Source organism: Nocardioides glacieisoli (assembly GCF_004137245.1).
In the GTDB taxonomy this organism is placed as follows: domain Bacteria; phylum Actinomycetota; class Actinomycetes; order Propionibacteriales; family Nocardioidaceae; genus Nocardioides; species Nocardioides glacieisoli.
Genome location: NZ_SDWS01000004.1, coordinates 1 through 15,804, shown reverse-complemented (window position 1 = coordinate 15,804; position 15,804 = coordinate 1). Strand labels below are relative to the sequence as shown.

At 72.2% G+C, this 15,804-nt stretch carries 14 protein-coding genes and 1 rRNA gene; 2 read left to right on the top strand and 13 right to left on the bottom strand.

The window, feature by feature from the left end:
• Position 1 precedes the first annotated feature (1 nt).
• The 3 genes from xerD to EUA06_RS09845 all read right to left on the bottom strand — a co-directional run bounded on the left by xerD (position 2) and on the right by EUA06_RS09845 (position 2,755).
• Positions 2–922 (bottom strand): site-specific tyrosine recombinase XerD, encoded by a 921-nt coding sequence (gene xerD, locus EUA06_RS09855; RefSeq protein ID WP_207208294.1) that lies wholly within the window; start codon positions 920–922, stop codon positions 2–4.
• A gap of 18 nt (positions 923–940) precedes the next feature.
• The gene (gene ald, locus EUA06_RS09850; RefSeq protein ID WP_129475108.1) at positions 941–2,056 is read right to left on the bottom strand and encodes an alanine dehydrogenase; all 1,116 of its coding nucleotides are present in this window, start codon (positions 2,054–2,056) and stop codon (positions 941–943) included.
• A gap of 78 nt (positions 2,057–2,134) precedes the next feature.
• Entirely contained in the window at positions 2,135–2,755 is a 621-nt protein-coding gene (locus EUA06_RS09845; RefSeq protein ID WP_129475106.1) for an NUDIX domain-containing protein, read from the bottom strand.
• Positions 2,756–2,812: 57 nt separating this feature from the next.
• Here EUA06_RS09845 and pepN point away from each other — a divergent pair, with 57 nt between their 5' ends.
• Positions 2,813–5,260, top strand: a complete 2,448-nt coding sequence (pepN, locus tag EUA06_RS09840; protein WP_129475104.1) for an aminopeptidase N — start codon at positions 2,813–2,815, stop codon at positions 5,258–5,260.
• Between the two features lie 83 nt (positions 5,261–5,343).
• Here pepN and EUA06_RS09835 read toward each other — a convergent pair whose 3' ends face one another.
• From EUA06_RS09835 to EUA06_RS09800, 8 genes are read right to left on the bottom strand one after another with little or no spacing between them, the layout of a single operon-like run.
• Complete coding sequence (locus tag EUA06_RS09835) at positions 5,344–7,035, bottom strand: CTP synthase (protein ID WP_129475102.1); 1,692 nt, start codon at positions 7,033–7,035, stop codon at positions 5,344–5,346.
• Positions 7,036–7,046: 11 nt separating this feature from the next.
• Positions 7,047–7,940, bottom strand: coding sequence for a copper transporter (locus EUA06_RS09830; protein WP_165354327.1), 894 nt, complete (start codon positions 7,938–7,940; stop codon positions 7,047–7,049).
• Positions 7,937–9,136, bottom strand: coding sequence for a putative cytokinetic ring protein SteA (gene steA, locus EUA06_RS09825; RefSeq protein WP_129475098.1), 1,200 nt, complete (start codon positions 9,134–9,136; stop codon positions 7,937–7,939). Before steA ends, EUA06_RS09830 begins: the two co-directional genes overlap by 4 nt.
• Positions 9,137–9,151: 15 nt before the next feature.
• The gene (recN, locus tag EUA06_RS09820; protein ID WP_129475096.1) at positions 9,152–10,924 is read right to left on the bottom strand and encodes a DNA repair protein RecN; all 1,773 of its coding nucleotides are present in this window, start codon (positions 10,922–10,924) and stop codon (positions 9,152–9,154) included.
• Positions 10,917–11,900 carry an NAD kinase gene (locus tag EUA06_RS09815; RefSeq protein ID WP_207208293.1) on the bottom strand — a complete coding sequence of 328 codons (984 nt, stop codon included), beginning with the start codon at positions 11,898–11,900 and terminating at the stop codon, positions 10,917–10,919. Before EUA06_RS09815 ends, recN begins: the two co-directional genes overlap by 8 nt.
• Positions 11,897–12,736 (bottom strand): TlyA family RNA methyltransferase, encoded by an 840-nt coding sequence (locus tag EUA06_RS09810; RefSeq protein WP_129475094.1) that lies wholly within the window; start codon positions 12,734–12,736, stop codon positions 11,897–11,899. Before EUA06_RS09810 ends, EUA06_RS09815 begins: the two co-directional genes overlap by 4 nt.
• A gap of 7 nt (positions 12,737–12,743) precedes the next feature.
• Entirely contained in the window at positions 12,744–12,965 is a 222-nt protein-coding gene (locus tag EUA06_RS09805) for a hypothetical protein (RefSeq protein WP_129475093.1), read from the bottom strand.
• Between the two features lie 10 nt (positions 12,966–12,975).
• The gene (locus EUA06_RS09800) at positions 12,976–13,998 is read right to left on the bottom strand and encodes an HAD-IIA family hydrolase (protein WP_242498077.1); all 1,023 of its coding nucleotides are present in this window, start codon (positions 13,996–13,998) and stop codon (positions 12,976–12,978) included.
• Between the two features lie 48 nt (positions 13,999–14,046).
• On the opposite strand from EUA06_RS09800, the gene EUA06_RS09795 reads away from it, so the two are divergent.
• Positions 14,047–15,165 carry a DUF1015 family protein gene (locus EUA06_RS09795; RefSeq protein WP_129475091.1) on the top strand — a complete coding sequence of 373 codons (1,119 nt, stop codon included), beginning with the start codon at positions 14,047–14,049 and terminating at the stop codon, positions 15,163–15,165.
• Here the strand turns inward: EUA06_RS09795 and EUA06_RS09790 are convergent.
• Both EUA06_RS09790 and rrf read right to left on the bottom strand, forming a co-directional pair.
• A complete protein-coding gene (locus tag EUA06_RS09790) occupies positions 15,140–15,541 on the bottom strand; it encodes a single-stranded DNA-binding protein (protein ID WP_242498076.1) in 402 nt (133 codons plus the stop codon). The genes EUA06_RS09795 and EUA06_RS09790 overlap by 26 nt on opposite strands.
• Before the next feature lie 187 nt (positions 15,542–15,728).
• Positions 15,729–15,804, bottom strand: a 5S ribosomal RNA gene (gene rrf, locus EUA06_RS09785); the annotation flags it as partial.

Sequence of the window (15,804 nt, the reverse complement as noted above, 5' to 3'; positions counted from 1 at the left end):
ATCATTCGCGTGCTCGCGGGTGCGCGGTGGCGAACACCTCACGCAGGTTGTCGACGGTGACGAGCGTGTAGACCTGCGTCGTCGTGACGGACGCGTGGCCGAGCAGCTCCTGCACGACGCGGACGTCGGCGCCGCCATCGAGGAGGTGTGTGGCGAAGGAGTGGCGGAGCGTGTGCGGTGACACCGAGGCCGTCACCCCGGCGCGCTCGGCCGCCTTGACCAGCACCGCCCACGCGCTCTGTCGGGACAGCCGCCCGCCGCGGGAGTTGAGGAACATCGCGGGTCCGCCACGTCCGGCGCCGACGATCTCCGGACGGGCGCGGGCGAGGTAGGCCGCCACCGCCTCACGGGCGTAGGCACCGACCGGAACGAGCCGCTCCTTGCCGCCCTTGCCCCGCAGCAGCACCGTGCCGTCGACCGCGTCGAGGTCGTCGACGTCGAGCCCGACCGCCTCGGAGATCCGGGCGCCGGTGCCGTAGAGCAGCTCGAGCAGGGCCCGGTCGCGCAGCGCCAGCACCGTGTCCGGCGCACCGGCCGCCTCGAGGATCGCCTCCACGTCGGAGAGCGGCAGCGCCTTGGGCAGCCGCTTCGCCGGCGTCGGAGGCTTCACCGCGGCTGCCGGGTCCGCGACGGCCAGCCCGTCGGCGACGGCGAACTTGTGGAAGCCGCGCACCGCCACGACGGTGCGCGCGGCCGACGTCGCGCTGAGCGGCGGGTGCCCCTCGCTCCCCTCCCGCAGGCTGACCAGGAACGCGGCCACCGTCTGCTCGGTGACCACGTCCAGGTCGTCGATCCCCTGGGCGGAGAGGAACTCGTCGTACCGGCCCAGGTCGCGTCGGTAGGAGCTCAGGGTGTTGGCGGCCAGGCCACGCTCGACCGTGAGGTGGTCGAGGTAGGTGCGGACGGCCCGGCGCAGGCTCACCCCAGGGCTCACCTCAGCTCACGCCAGGACGCTGTCGAGTCCCACCGCGTCGATGCCGACGGCGTCGCCGACCGGACCGTTGGTGAGCTGGCCGGCGTGGGTGTTGAGGCCCAGCGCCAGGCTCGCGTCGTCGCGGAGCGCCTGCTGCCAGCCCTTGTCCGCCAGCGCCACCGCGTAGGGCAGCGTCGCGTTGGTGAGGGCGTACGTCGACGTGTTCGGCACCGCGCCGGGCATGTTGGCCACGCAGTAGAACACCGAGTCGTGGACCTGGTAGGTCGGGTCGTCGTGGGTCGTGGCGTGGGAGTCCTCGAAGCAGCCGCCCTGGTCGATGGCGATGTCGACGAGCACCGAGCCGGGCTTCATCCGCGACACCAGGTCGTTCGTGACCAGCTTGGGCGCAGCCGCACCGGGGATCAGCACGGCGCCGATGACCATGTCGGCCTCCATCACCTGCTGCTCGATCGCCAGCTTGGAGGAGGCGAGGCCGTGGACGCGGTTGTTGTAGCGCCAGAACGACATCCGCAGCTTGTCGAGGTCGGTGTCGAGCAGCGTCACGTCGGCGCCCATCCCGAGCGCGATGTTCGCCGCGTTCTGGCCCGAGACGCCGGCACCGATGATGACGACCTTGGCGTTGGCCACGCCACCGACGCCGCCCATCAGGACGCCGCGGCCGCCGTTGGCCTTCATCAGGGAGTACGCACCGACCTGGGGCGCCAGGCAGCCGGCGACCTCCGACATCGGGTAGAGCAGCGGCAGGCCGCCGGAGGGCAGCTGCACGGTCTCGTACGCGATCGCGGTGACCTTGCGCGCCATCAGCTCCTCGGTGAGGGGCTTGTCGGCAGCGAGGTGGAGGTAGGTGAAGAGGGTCTGGCCCTCCCGCATCCGGTGGTACTCCTCGGCGACGGGCTCCTTGACCTTGAGGATCATGTCGGCCGAGCCCCACACGTCGTCGGCCGTGTCGAGCATCGTGGCGCCGGCGGCGACGTACTCCTCGTCCGGGATCTGCGAGCCCTCGCCCGCGGTCCTCTGGATCACGACGTCGTGACCGTGCTGGACCAGCTCGTGCACGCCGATGGGGGTCAGGGCCACGCGGTACTCGCGGTTCTTGACTTCCTTGGGTACGCCGATCTTCATGCCTTGCTCCTCGTGATGAAAGAGGGGCCACGGATGTGGCTCGCCTCACAGCGGGAGCGAGACTACTCCCGAGAGGCCCTAGGCGCCGTCGAGGGTCCCGCGCTGCTGGAGCACGGCGTACGCCAGCACGGCCTGGGCCAGCGGGCCCTGTCGCACGCGCCGCTCGAGCACCGCGTCGAGCAGGTCGGCCATGGGCACCCAGAAGTGCTCCATCTCGGCCTCCTCGTGGCGCATCTCGAAGTCGCCGCGCGGCGCGTGCGACAGCCCGCGCGCCAGGAAGATGTCGTGGACCTCGTCGCTGATCCCCGCACTGCCGTAGGTGCTCAGCAGGAGCCGCCAGTCCGAGGCCTCGAGCTCGACCTCCTCGCGCAGCTCGCGCTTCGCGGTCTCCACGGGCGGCTCGTCACCGGCGTCCTTGAGCCCGGCCGGCAGCTCGACGAACTCGTGCCCGCTGGTGTGGCGGTACTGCCGCAGGCACATCACCCGCTCGTCGTCGTCGACGGCCAGCACGATGACCGCACCCGGGTGCTCCAGGCTGATCCGGCTGAACTGCTCGGGGTGTCCGGGACGGGTGATCACGTCCTCGCGCAGCACGACCACCCAGTCGTCGCGGTGCAGGTCGTGGCTCGAGACCACGGGCCAGGACATCGGCCGGTCGGCGAGCAGGTCGGCGGAATCATCTCCGGTAGAGGTGGCCATGCCCGCACGCTAACCCAGCACTGACTGCGGGTGGACGGGACGTTTAGGGTCGGGCGCATGACGTTGTCGACCCTCACCCAGCACGAAGCCGCGACCCGCTCCGACCTCCTCGAGGTGCAGCGCTACGACATCGCGGTCGACATGACCGGACTGCTCGAGGGCGAGATCTTCTCCTCCGTCAGCACCATCACGTTCACCTGCAGCCAGCCCGGCGCGACCACGTTCGTCGACGTCGCGATGGACGTCGCCCGCGCCACGCTCAACGGCGAGGAGGTCGACGTCTCGCAGGCCGCGGACGGCCGGCTCCCGCTGCCCGCCCTGGCAGCCGACAACGTCCTGGTCGTCGAGGCCAGCACGACCAACACCGGCACGGGCGAGGGCATCCTGCGCACCGTCGACCCCACGGACAAGCTCGTCTACGTCTGGACCAGCCTCGAGCCCGACGAGGCCCGACGCGTGTGGGCGTGCTTCGACCAGCCCGACCTCAAGGCGCCGCACCGCTTCGTGGTGACCGCGCCGTCGTCGTGGCTCGTCACCTCCAACGGCGCGCCGGAGTCGATCGAGGACGCCGAGGGCTCCGACGCCCGGGTCTGGACCTACCCCGACACCCCGCGCCTGTCGACCTACGTCGTCGTGGTCAACGCCGGCCCGTTCCACGAGGTGCGGCGCCAGCACGACGGCTACGACCTCGGGTTCTACTGCCGCCAGTCGCTCGTGCCGATCCTCGAGCGCGACCTCGACGAGCTGGTCACCTTGACCCGCCAGGGCCTCGCCTTCTTCGGCGAGCAGTTCGGCTACCCCTTCCCGCAGGAGCGCTACGACCAGGTCTTCGTGCCGAACCTCGGAGGCGCGATGGAGAACTGGGGCTGCGTGACCTACGGCGACGGCCAGCTCTTCCGCACTCCCCCGACCCACGCGCAGCGCAGCGTCCGCGCCGAGTTCGTCTTCCACGAGATGGCTCACATGTGGTTCGGCGACCTCGTCACGATGCAGTGGTGGGACGACCTCTGGCTCAACGAGGCCTTCGCGTCGTGGGCGGCCAACTGGGGCATGGCCGGCGCCTCCGAGTTCACCGACCAGTGGGCCACGTTCCTCGCCGTGTCGAAGCGGACGGCCTACGAGATGGACATGAGCCCGGCCCGCCACCCGATCCGCAGCGACGTCGCGGACGTCTCGTCCGCGATGGCCAACTTCGACGCGATCACCTACGTCAAGGGCCAGAGCGTGCTGCACCAGCTCGTCGCCTACATCGGCGAGGAGGCCTTCGTGGCGGGGCTGCGCGACTACTTCAGCCGCTACGCGTTCTCCAACACCCGGCTCGACGACCTGATGGACTGCTACTCCCGCGCGAGCGGCCGCGACCTGTCGGCGTGGACGAGCGCGTGGCTCGACGAGGCGGGCACCGACGTGATCTCGCTCGACGGCGACGAGCTGGTCGTCGAGACGACCAACGGCGACGCCCCCCGGCCGCACAACCTCGACATCGCGGTGTTCGACACCTCGGGCGACGAGCTGGTCGCCGTGGGACGTTCCTCGCACGAGGTCACCGGACCGCGCACGCCCGTCGAGCTCCCGGCCGGTGACCTGCGCCTGGTCAACGCCGGCGACTACACGTTCGCCGCCGTGAAGCCGGACGCCGTCTCCTTGGAGCAGATGCTCAGCCGCATCGACCAGCTCGTCGACCCGCTCGACCGGGCGCTCGTCGCCGCGACGGCCGGCCAGCTGCTCCTGCTCGGCCACGCGGCGCCCCGCGACGTCGCTGCGGCGCTCACCCGTGCGCTGGCGTCCGAGACCAGCCCGGCACTCATCGAGCCGTTCCTCGCGCAGGCGCTCGTGGTCGCCGACCGCTGGGCGCCGGCTGCCGAGTCCCCCGACCTGCTGCGCGGACTCGCCGACGCGGTCCTCGGGCTCGTGGAGCTCCCCGACGCGCAACAGGCGGCGCTGCGCACGCTGGCCGCGTCGGCGTCGACCGACGAGCACTGGAAGGTGCTGGAGGCCGCTGCCGACCGGGCGACCGATCTCGACCTGGCGTGGCGGATGACCACGCGCCGCTCCGAGCTCGGCGACTACGACGACGACCGGGTCCGGCGGCTCCTCGAGTCCGACCCCGACCCCGACGCCGGCATGCGTCGCCTCGCGGTCCTCGCCGCCCGTCCCGACGTCGAGGCCAAGGAGGAGGTCTGGCGTGCGTTCTTCGTCGACTACTCCGTGCCGGCGAGCCGCGAGACCCTCGTCCTCGGCTCGACCTTCTGGCGCCCCGGCCAGGCCGAGCTGCTCGCACCGTTCACCCACCGCTACCTCGACGAGCTCCACACGCTCAAGGGCGGCCTGCTCAACCAGGGCCTGACGATCCGCGCGATGTACCCCCTCGGCGCCGGCGACGCGTCCTTCCTCGCCGCCGCGGAGAAGGCCGTCGAGGACACCAACCTCAGCTCGTACGCCCGCAACCAGCTCGGGGCGAACTCCTTCGTCCTCCGCCGGATCCTGCAGGCCCGCCAGCTCTGACCGGGCAGTTCCTCGCGCTGGGAGGCGCTGACCGGGCAGTTCCTCGCGCTGCAAGGCGCTGACCGGGCAGTTCCTCGCGGTCGTCAGTCCTCGGCGTCGTCCTTGCGGCGCAGCCCGGTCTCGTCGATCGGGAACCGCTCCGAGCGCTGCCGCTCGATGGCCGCACCGACGAGACCCGCGAAGAGCGGGTGCGGGCGGGTGGGGCGCGAGCGCAGCTCGGGGTGTGCCTGGGTGGCGACGTAGTAGGGGTGCACGTCGGCCGGCAGCTCGACGAACTCCACCAGCCCGAGCTCGGGGTTGATCCCCGAGAAGACCAGGCCAGCCTCCGACAGCGTCTCGCGGTAGGCGTCGTTGAACTCGTAGCGGTGGCGGTGCCGCTCCTCGACCACCTCGGAGCCGTACGCCGCCCGCACGACACTGCCCTCGGCGAGCGTGGCCTTCTGCAGGCCCAGGCGCATGGTGCCGCCGAGGTCACCGGCACCGTCGACGAACTTCTTCTGCTCCTCGATCGTGGAGATGACCGGCTCGACCGTGTCGGGATCGAACTCGGTCGACCCGGCCTTGCCGAGCCCGGCGACGTTGCGGGCGTACTCGATGACCATGCACTGCAGGCCCAGGCACAGCCCGAGGGTCGGGATGCCGTGGGTGCGGGTGTAGCGCAGCGCGCCGAGCTTGCCCTCGATGCCGCGGACGCCGAAGCCGCCCGGCACCAGCACCGCGTCGACGTCGGCGAGGTGCTTCGCGGCGCCCGCCTCGGTCTCGCACTCGTCGGAGGCGACCCAGCGGATGTTGACCTTGGCCTCGTGGGCGAACCCGCCGGCCCGCAGCGCCTCGCTGACGGACAGGTAGGCGTCGGGGAGGTCGATGTACTTGCCGACCAGCGCGACGGTGACCTCCTCGGACGGGTGGTGCACGCGGCGGAGCAGGTCGTCCCAGTTGGTCCAGTCCACGTCGCGGAACGGCAGGTCGAGACGGCGTACGACGTAGGCGTCGAGGCCCTCGCGGTGCAGCACCTTCGGGATGTCGTAGATCGACGGCGCGTCGGCCGCGGTGACCACGGCCTCGTCGTCGACGTCGCACATCAGCGCGATCTTGCGCTTGATGCCCTCGGGCAGGTCGCGGTCCGCGCGACACACGATCGCGTCGGGCTGGATGCCGATCGAGCGCAGCGCGGCCACCGAGTGCTGGGTCGGCTTGGTCTTCAGCTCACCCGACGGACCGATGTAGGGCACCAGCGAGACGTGAATGAAGAAGCAGTTGTCTCGACCGATCTGGTGCCGTGTCTGGCGCGCGGCCTCGAGGAACGGCAGCGACTCGATGTCGCCGACGGTGCCGCCGACCTCGGTGATGACCACATCGATGTCCGGGCCGCCCATCGCGAGGATGCGGTCCTTGATCTCGTTGGTGATGTGCGGGATGACCTGCACGGTGTCGCCGAGGTAGTCACCGCGACGCTCCTTGGCGATCACGGTCGAGTAGACCTGCCCGGTCGTCACGTTGGCGATCTGGTTGAGGTCGGTGTCGAGGAACCGCTCGTAGTGACCGATGTCGAGGTCGGTCTCGGCCCCGTCGTTGGTCACGAAGACCTCGCCGTGCTGGAACGGGTTCATCGTGCCCGGGTCCACGTTGAGATAGGGGTCGAGCTTCTGCATCGTGACGCGCAGACCGCGCGCCTTGAGCAGGTTGCCCAGGCTGGAGGCGGTGAGCCCCTTGCCGAGGGAGGAGGCGACGCCTCCGGTCACGAATACGTGCTTGGTCGGCGTGGGGTTCTTCACGGGCTTCGATCCTACCCGAGAGGGACCGGGCCGTCGGCACCCGACGCACCGAATGATCCGCCCGGCGTCGTCAGCGAGCGTGCCAGGGTCATCACAGCGGCCGCCCGGCCGGCCAGGGTGTCGACGCCGTCGAGGGTCGCGACGCTCGTCGCGGTGGGCGTGGCACGGAGCCGTCCGAGCTGTCCGGTGCCGCCGTCCGCCAGCGTGCCGGCGACCACGACGCCCGTCGCCTGGGCCGCCAGGCCGTCGACCAGGCCGGCGAGGATCGCGTCGGACCCCTCGTCGTCGGCGTCGGTGCCCAGCACCAGCAGCACCAACGGGGCGCGTCGGTCGACCTCGTCCGGCAGCTCCATCAGGCCGGCGCCGCTGACGGCGTCGGCGATCGCGCGCGTCCTGCGCGTCGGGTCCTCGCCGTCGGCCTCCTTGCTCGCGACGGCCAGCCCGATCAGCTGGCCGATCCGGTCGTACGTCGACGCTTCCGCCGGCACGACGCCCTCCGCCTGCTGGGTGAGCAGCTGGCTGCCGAGCGTGTCGACCAGCGACTTCTGGGCGGGGTCGACGAGGTCGGCACCCAGCGCGTACCGACCGGCGACGGTGCCGCCTGCCGCCTCGACCTGGCTCGCGAGGTCGGTGACCACCTGCTCGTCGGCGCCCGGGACAGTCACCAGCACGACCGAGCGGTCCACGAGCCTGCCGCCGAGGATCGGCGCCGTCAGGGTCGAGATCCACGCCTCGTTGTAGTCGCCCTGCGCGCTGCTCGTCACCGGCTCCTCGGCGCGCTCCTTGCTTGCTGCCGTGACGGCCGGTCCGACGTCCGACAGCGGACCGCCGCCGAGGACGATGCCCGCCGCCAGTGCCAGGAACACGGCGACGATGGTCAGGAGGTGGTGGCGCAGGGTGATCACGGGAGGATTCCTCGGACGTCGTCGATCAGGTCGGTGGTGGTGCTCGAGATGCCAGGTGCGAGCTCGTCGACCCACTGCTGGCCGACGGGGGTCACGCTGATCGCCGCACCTACCGCGATCACCCCGGCGAGGAGCGCGCCCAGCAGGTGTCGCGGGCGCACCGCGCCGTCGTACAGCCGCGGCAGCGCCGCCGCGTCGACGAGGTCGGGCCCGACCTTGAGGCGGGTCAGGAACGTGCTCGCCAGCCCGGTGCGACGCCGGTCGAGGAACTCGGCGAGCGTCGCGTGCAGGCCGACCCCGACGATGAGCGCCGCGTCGTGGGTCGAGGCGAGGAGGAGGGCGGCGTCCTCGGTGGTGGCGGTGGTCTCGAAGCGCAGCGGCCGGATGCTCATCCGTTCGAGGTGCTCGATCGCGCTGCGCGGCGACCCCTGCTCGACGAGCACCACGACGTCGCGGGCCTTGCGCAGCACCGCCGCGCTCGGCAGGTCGTCGCCCCCGCTCGTCAGCACGACCACGTCGGGCCGGTGGCCGGCCTCGACGAGCGCGTCCGCGCCCCGGTCGACCCCGATCAGCACCGGGCGCTGCTCGCGGACGAACGCCCGGATCCCGCGCAGCTCGTCCTCCCAGCCGTGCGACCTCACCACCACGACGACCGGACGACCCGCGATCTCGGTGGCCGTCTCCGGGATGCCGTGGCCGTGCAGCAGCAGGTCCTGCTCGCGCCGCAGGAACTCGGTGGTGTTGTGGGTGAAGCTCTCGAGCTGGGCGGTGAGACCGCTGCGCGCCTGGCCCATCTCGCGCCGGACGACATCGGCCGTGACCTCGCGGGCCGTGGCGACCAGGGTGGCGCCGGCGTGTACGACTCCGGCATCGATGCGCACCTCGGTGCCGTCCTTGACCCGGTCGAAGACCTCGATGCCCGCGCTGTCGACGACCGTGACGCCTGCCTGCACCAACAGCTCCGGACCGAGGTTGGGATAGCGGCCGGAGATCATCGGGCTCGCGTTGACCACGGCGGCGACGCCCGCGTCGATGAGGGCCTGCGCCGTGCCGCGGTCCATGTCGAGGTGGTCGAGCACCACGACATCGCCGGGCTGGAGCCGGCCGAGCAGGCTGGTCGTGCGCCGGTGGGGCCGGGCGGGGCCGTGGACACCGGGGAGCGTGGGGGCTGGGCGGGAGCGGACTGCGAACTTCATGACCGCGCCATGGTGTCAGCCGGTCGGGTGCCCCTCCGGGAGGCACGCCCGCTCGGGCGCGGCGGCCGCGAGGAGCTCGCGGGCGTGCGCCCGGGCGCTGTCGGAGTCCTCGACGCCGGCCAGCATCCGCGACAGCTCGCGCTCCCGCTCGGCCTCGTCGAGGGTGACCAGGCCGGAGGTCGTGACCGACCCGTCGCTCGACTTGTGCACCACCACGTGACGGTCTGCGTAGGCCGCCACCTGTGGCAGGTGCGTGACGACCAGGACCTGCGAGCCGCGGGCCAGCACGGCGAGCCGGCGCCCGACCTCGATCGCCGCCTTGCCGCCCACCCCGGCGTCCACCTCGTCGAAGACGAAGGTCGGCACCGAGCCGGTCTCGGCCAGCGACACCTCGAGGGCGAGCATCACGCGGGACAGCTCGCCGCCGGACGCGCCCTTGTGCAGCGGACGGGCCTCGGCACCGGTGTTGGCCGCCAGCAGGAACTCCACGTCGTCGACGCCGTGCGAGGTGGCCCGCAGCCAGCGGCCGTCGACCAGGAGCTGGGGGCCGGCGGGGACCTCGGGCGTGGGTGTCGGGTTCTGGGTGAGCGCGATCGACACGGTGGCGTGCGGCATCGCCAGCGAGGTCAGCTCGGCACTCACCGCCTTGCCCAGCCGGGTCGCGGCCTTGCTGCGCTGAGCGGTGAGCCTCGCGGCGAGGCCGCCCAGCTCGCCGCGAAGGCGGTCGCGCCGTGCCTCGAGCTCACCCACCTGGCCGTCGGTGTCCTCGAGGTCGAGCAGCCGCTTGGCGCCGTCCTCGGCCCAGGCGAGCACCTCGTCGATGGTCTCGCCGTACTTCCTGGTCAGTGCCGTCAGGGCCGCCCGCCGCTCGGAGACGTTGGCCAGACGCGCCGGGTCGGTCTCCAGGCTCGAGGCGTACGACGCCACGTCGCCGGCCACGTCGACGAGCAGGTGGCCGAGCTCGGCGAGCCGGTCGGCGAGCTCGCCTGCCGTCGCGTCGTGCTCGCGGACACCGTCGAGGGCCTGCCGCGCGGCGCTGCTGGTGCCCAGCGCATCAGGCGCGCCCTCCTCGCTGGAGAGGGCCTCACGCGCGGTCTCCGCGGCGGTGCGCAGGGTGTCGGCGAACCCGAGCCGGGTCTCCTCCGCGGCGAGCTCGAGGTCCTCCCCCGGCTTCGGGTCGACCGACTCGACCTCGCCGAGCCCGAACCGGAGCTGGTCGGCCTCGCGGGCACGCTCGCGAGCGGAGCCGATCACGTCCGCCAGGGTGCGCTCGGTCGCCGCGAGCTCGGCCCACAGGGAGGCGTACGACTCCGCGGTGGCGGCGAGCTCGTCGCCACCGAAGCGGTCGAGCGACTGCCGCTGGGCGCTCGCGCGCAGCAGCCGGTGCTGGTCGGACTGGCCGTGCACCGCGACCAGCGGCTCGGCGATCTCGGCGAGCGAGGTCACGGGGACGGACGCGCCGCCGATCCAGGCCCGCGAGCGGCCCTGCGCGGTCACGTTGCGGGCCAGCACGACCAGGTCGTCCTCGACCTCGCCGCCGGAGTCCTCGACGGCCTCGCGGAAGCCGGGGAGCGCGGCGGTGGACACGACGCCCTCGACGCGCGCCTGCTTGGCGCCCGTCCGCACGGCTCCGGAGTCGGAGCGACCGCCGAGCAGCAGCCCCAGCGCGGTGACGACCATGGTCTTGCCCGCTCCGGTCTCACCCGTGATGACGGTCAGTCCGGGGCCGAGTTCGAGGGTGGAGGAGTCGATCACGCCGAGCTGGCTGATCCGTAGCTCCTCAAGCATGCCGGTCGCTCCCGTCGGCGTCGCCGCCGTCGCGTCGCCGGCGCTCGGCCGCACCGCGCCAGCCCTCGACCGGGAGACCGAACTTCGCGACCAGCCGGTCGGTGAACGGCGCCTGGTGCAGGCGGACCAGCCGCACCGGCCGGTCGCCGCGGCGGACCTCGATGCGGGCTCCGGGCGGCAGGTCGACCGTGCGGCGCCCGTCGCACCACAGCACGCCGGAGCCCTCGGTGTTGGAGAGCACCTCCACGGCGAGCACCGAGGTCGGCGCAACCACCATCGGACGTGCGAAGAGCGCGTGCGCGCTGAGCGGCACCATCAGCAGGGCCTCGACCTCGGGCCACACCACCGGTCCGCCGGCGCTGAAGTTGTAGGCGGTCGACCCGGTGGGGGTGGCGCACACGACGCCGTCACATCCCCACCTCGACAGCGGTCGCCCGTCGACCTCGACGACGACCTCGAGCATCCGCTCGCGGGCGGCCTTCTCGACGCTGGCCTCGTTGAGCGCGAAGGTCGTGAACAGGACCTCCTTGCCCACCAGCACCCGCACACCCAGGGTCAGCCGGTCCTCGGCGGTGTAGTCGCGGTCCACGATCGCGGTGATGGTGAGCTCGAGGTCCTCCGGCTCGGCCTCGGCGAGGAACCCGACGTGCCCGAGGTTCACACCGAGCAGGGGCGTGCTGGTCTCGTGGGTGAGCTCGGCGGCGCGCAGGATCGAGCCGTCACCGCCGATCACCAGCACCAGCTCGCAACCCTCCCCCGGTACGTCGTCGGGCTGGGTCGTCTCGACCAGGCCCTCGGCGCCGAGTCCGGCGGCGAGCCCGAGGTCGGCTGCCTCGTCGGCCAGGAGACGCACGGCGATCCCGTGCTCGGTGAGTCGCTGCACGCACGTGCGGGCCACCTCGCGCACCTCCGCACGGCCGGTGTGCGCCAGCACCAGCACGCGGCGACGAGCTGGTGGCGGGGTCTCGGTGGTCACGGTTCCACCTTGTCAGACGCCACCCCCAGTGGGGCCGCCCTCTCCACCTCGGCGCGGATGTCCTCGGCGTCGATCGCGGCCGCGCCGCGTCGCAGGAGCAGGAAGAACTCGACGTTGCCCGACGGCCCGGGCAGGGGGCTGACGGTGACCGCCACCGCTCCCCACCCGCGGGCAGCCGCCAGGTCCGCGATCGCCGTGACCGCCTCGGCCCGCAACGCGAGGTCGCGCACGACCCCGCCCTTGCCGACCCGGTCCTTGCCCACCTCGAACTGCGGCTTCACCATCAGCGCCAGCTCGCCGTCCTCGCGGGTCACCGACAGCAGCGGGTCGAGCACCAGCGCGAGCGAGATGAAGGACAGGTCGCCGACCACGAGGTCGACCGGCTCGCCGACGATCTCGGGCGTCAGCTCGCGGATGTTGGTCCGGTCGTGCACCTCGACGCGGTCGTCGCTCTGCAGCGACCACGCGAGCTGGCCGTAGCCGACGTCCACGGCGACGACCTCTCGCGCCCCCGCACGCAGCAGGACGTCGGTGAAGCCGCCGGTCGAGGCACCCGCGTCGAGGCACCGCTTGCCCTCGACGCTCACCCCGTGGGCGGCGAATGCCGCGAGGGCGCCGGCGAGCTTGTGGCCGCCACGCGAGACGTAGTCGACCGAGGTCGGGTCCTCCCGCACGACGATCGCCACATCGGTGGTCACCCCGGTCGCGGGCTTGGTCGCAGGCGCGCCCGAGACGGTCACCCGGCCGGCGGCGACGAGCTCGCTCGCGTGCTCGCGCGACCGGGCCAGTCCGCGCCGGACGAGCTCCTGGTCGAGTCGAAGTCGTCGAGGTGGCACGGTCGGGTCAGGCGCCCTGCTGGAGATCCGGGCGTGGCTCCGGCACGGCGTCGAGGGCGCGCCGCAGCTGGTCGTGGGCGCGCTCGAAGACGGCCACGTGCCCGGCCACCGGCGTACCCGACACCGCTGCGACGTCGGCCAGGACCTGGTCGACGGCGGCGACGCCGGTCGAACCGTCGTCCGCCGTGCCGTCCTGGTCCCCCTCGATGTGCGTGGGCCGCTCGTCCATGGCCTCGACCCTACTCGGCGCCGAGCCGGTGATCCGGCCCGGGCGGCGTCGTGTCGCCGAGGTCGACGGGTGTCCCGGACGCGTCGAGGTGGAGCCAGCACGCGGTCGCGACCACCCGCCACCAGTCGGCGTCCCTGCCCGTCCCGCTGACAGCCAGCCGACCGTCGTCGACGGCCGCGGTCCAGCCGCCGAGCTCGACCTCGCCGCCGTCGGTCCGACGGGGAACCGGGTGTGGTTCGAAGAGCCCCTCGAGCGTCGGCGAGATGTACGTGGGACGCAGCTCGGGCGTCGCCGCAGCGAGGTCCTCGAGCCAGCTCACGCCGGTGAGGACGAGCAGCGACGGTACGTCGATCGCGTGCGCACCCTCGATGTCGGTGTCGAGGCGGTCGCCGACCATCAGCGGACGGTCCCCGCCGACCCGCCTGACGGTCTCCTCCATCAGCGGCTTCTCCGGCTTGCCCGCCACCGTCGGCTCGACGCCGGCGAACCCCGAGATGGTCTTCACGAGCACGCCGTGGCCGGGCGCGAGTCCGTAGGGCGTCGGGATGGTCATGTCGGTGTTGCTGGCGACGTAGGGAAGTCCGTCGCGCACCAGCGTCGAGACCCGCATGATGTCGCGCCAGCGCACGTCCGGTCCGTAGCCGCTCACCACCGCCACCGCGCCCTCCGGGTCCTCGACGGGCTCGAGCCCGGCCTCGACGAGCGCGACCCGCAGTCCCTCACCCCCGAGCAGCAGGATCCGCGATCCCTCGCCGTGCTCCTCGGCCAGCACCCTCGCCGCTGCCTGCGCCGACGTCACGACGTCCTCGGCCGTCGCGGTGACGCCGACCTTGGCCAGCTTCTCGGCGACCTTGTCGGGGGTCCGAGAGGCGTTGTTGGTGACGAACGCGACGTGGGTGCCGGTCTCCCGGAGGCGGTCGATCCGGCCCGCGACACCGTCGATCGCGGCGTCCCCGACGTAGACCACGCCGTCCAGGTCGAACATGACCAGGTCGTGTGCCTCCGCCACGGGAGTCGTCGACTCCTCGAGCATGCTCCACCCCTCTCCGGTTGGGGACGAGCGTCCCCCTACGATGCTTCGATGGACTTCGCCACCGACGTACCTCCGTACGTCGCGAAGCCCCTCGAGCTGCTGCCCTTCCGTGCACTGATGCTCGCGCCGGGGCGGGTCGGCGACCCTGCATCCGCCCGAGCGCTCGCGCGACCCTATCGCGACGTCACCGCCCGCCTGACGACCTGGATCGAGCAGGGACGGGCCGCCGCGGACACCTCGCCGGCCCTCTACGTCCACGAGTACACCGCAGCCGGACTCACCGTCCGCGGGCTCGTCGGCGCGCTCGGGATGTCGAGGCGTACGTCGTCGCGTGCCGACCGCGCGGTCTGGCCCCACGAGGAGATCCATCCCGAGCAGGCAGGTGAGCTCGCCGACCGGATGCACCAGATGGACCTCAACCCGGCACCGATCCTGCTCGTCCACCACGGCGAGCCGGAGCTGCGCGCGGTGCTCTCCGACGTGACCCGTGCGCAACCCGACTGGCGCTACCTCGACCGCAGCGAGCAGCGTCAGCGCATCTGGGCGATCCGGGACGCCGACACGGTCGCGCGGATCGGCACTCTCCTGAGCACCACCCGCTGCCTCCTGGCCGACGGACACCACCGGTACGCCGCCTACCTCCGCCTCCAGCAGGAGCACCCGGGCACCGCGTGGGACGCGGGGCTCGCGATGCTGGTCGACCAGGTCGACACTCCCCTGTTCCTCGGTGCGATCCACCGCACACTGCCCGGGGCGACGCTCGACGACCTGGTCCAGGCTGCTCGCGACGCGGGGGCCCAAGTGACTGCGCACGATCGGCTCCGAGCACTGGGTGCCCTCGACAGCACCCACCTCGTGCTGACGGACGGCGCATCGTGGCACACCGTCAGCCCCGTCGACCTGGACCGCGATGCCGCCGTGTCCTGGCTGCACCAACGCGTGCTCCCCCGCCTCCCGAGCCAGGCGCACCGGATCGAGCACCACCACAACGTCGAGGACGCCCTCGCCGCCACCGGCGCGTCGTCACCAGCCGTCCTGCTGCCGAACCCCGACTTCGAGCAGGTCCGCGCGCTAGTCGAGTCCGGCGGGCTCCTGCCGGAGAAGGCGACCTCCTTCCAGCCGAAGCCGAGTCTGGGCGCTCTCATGCGGCCGATGACCGACGGATGATCTTCGCGGAGGTCGCCTCGACCTCCACGCGCGAGCGGGTGGCTCCACCCGCCTGGTAGAACCGGCACCGCACCGCTCCCGACACCTCCACCAGGTCGCCGGGGCGCCACCCGAGGATGCTCCGCCGCACGCGTGGGCTCCAGGCCGTGCACGGCACCGAGTCCACTCGTTGGCCCTTCGCCGTCCCGGACGCTGCGCCGCGCCTCGGCGCCGCACGCGGCACCGAGATCCGGAACGTCACGAGCGCATCCCCGCTCGGGAGCTCCACGACGGCGGGCTCGCCTGTCAGCCGGCCCACCAGGCGTACGTCGTTGGTCGCGACCTCGAGGTCGCCCGAGTCGGTGTCGCTCGGCTTGTTCTTCTGTGCAGTGGTCACAGTGCACCTCCTGCGACCACTCTGCGGACGCCGACCGACACAGCTGGTGTCAGTGGCACCGAGCCTGTGGAGATCGCCCATATCCACGGCCGTGTGGACAATTCGTGGCGCACGCTGGGCGCGTGGAGAAGCATGAGGAAATGCAGAAGTGGGGCCACCAAAAGGTGACCCCACTTCCACAATGTATGTCCGGCGGCGTCCTACTCTCCCACAACCTCTCGGTTGCAGTACCATCGGCGCTGAAAGGCTTAACTTCCGGGTTC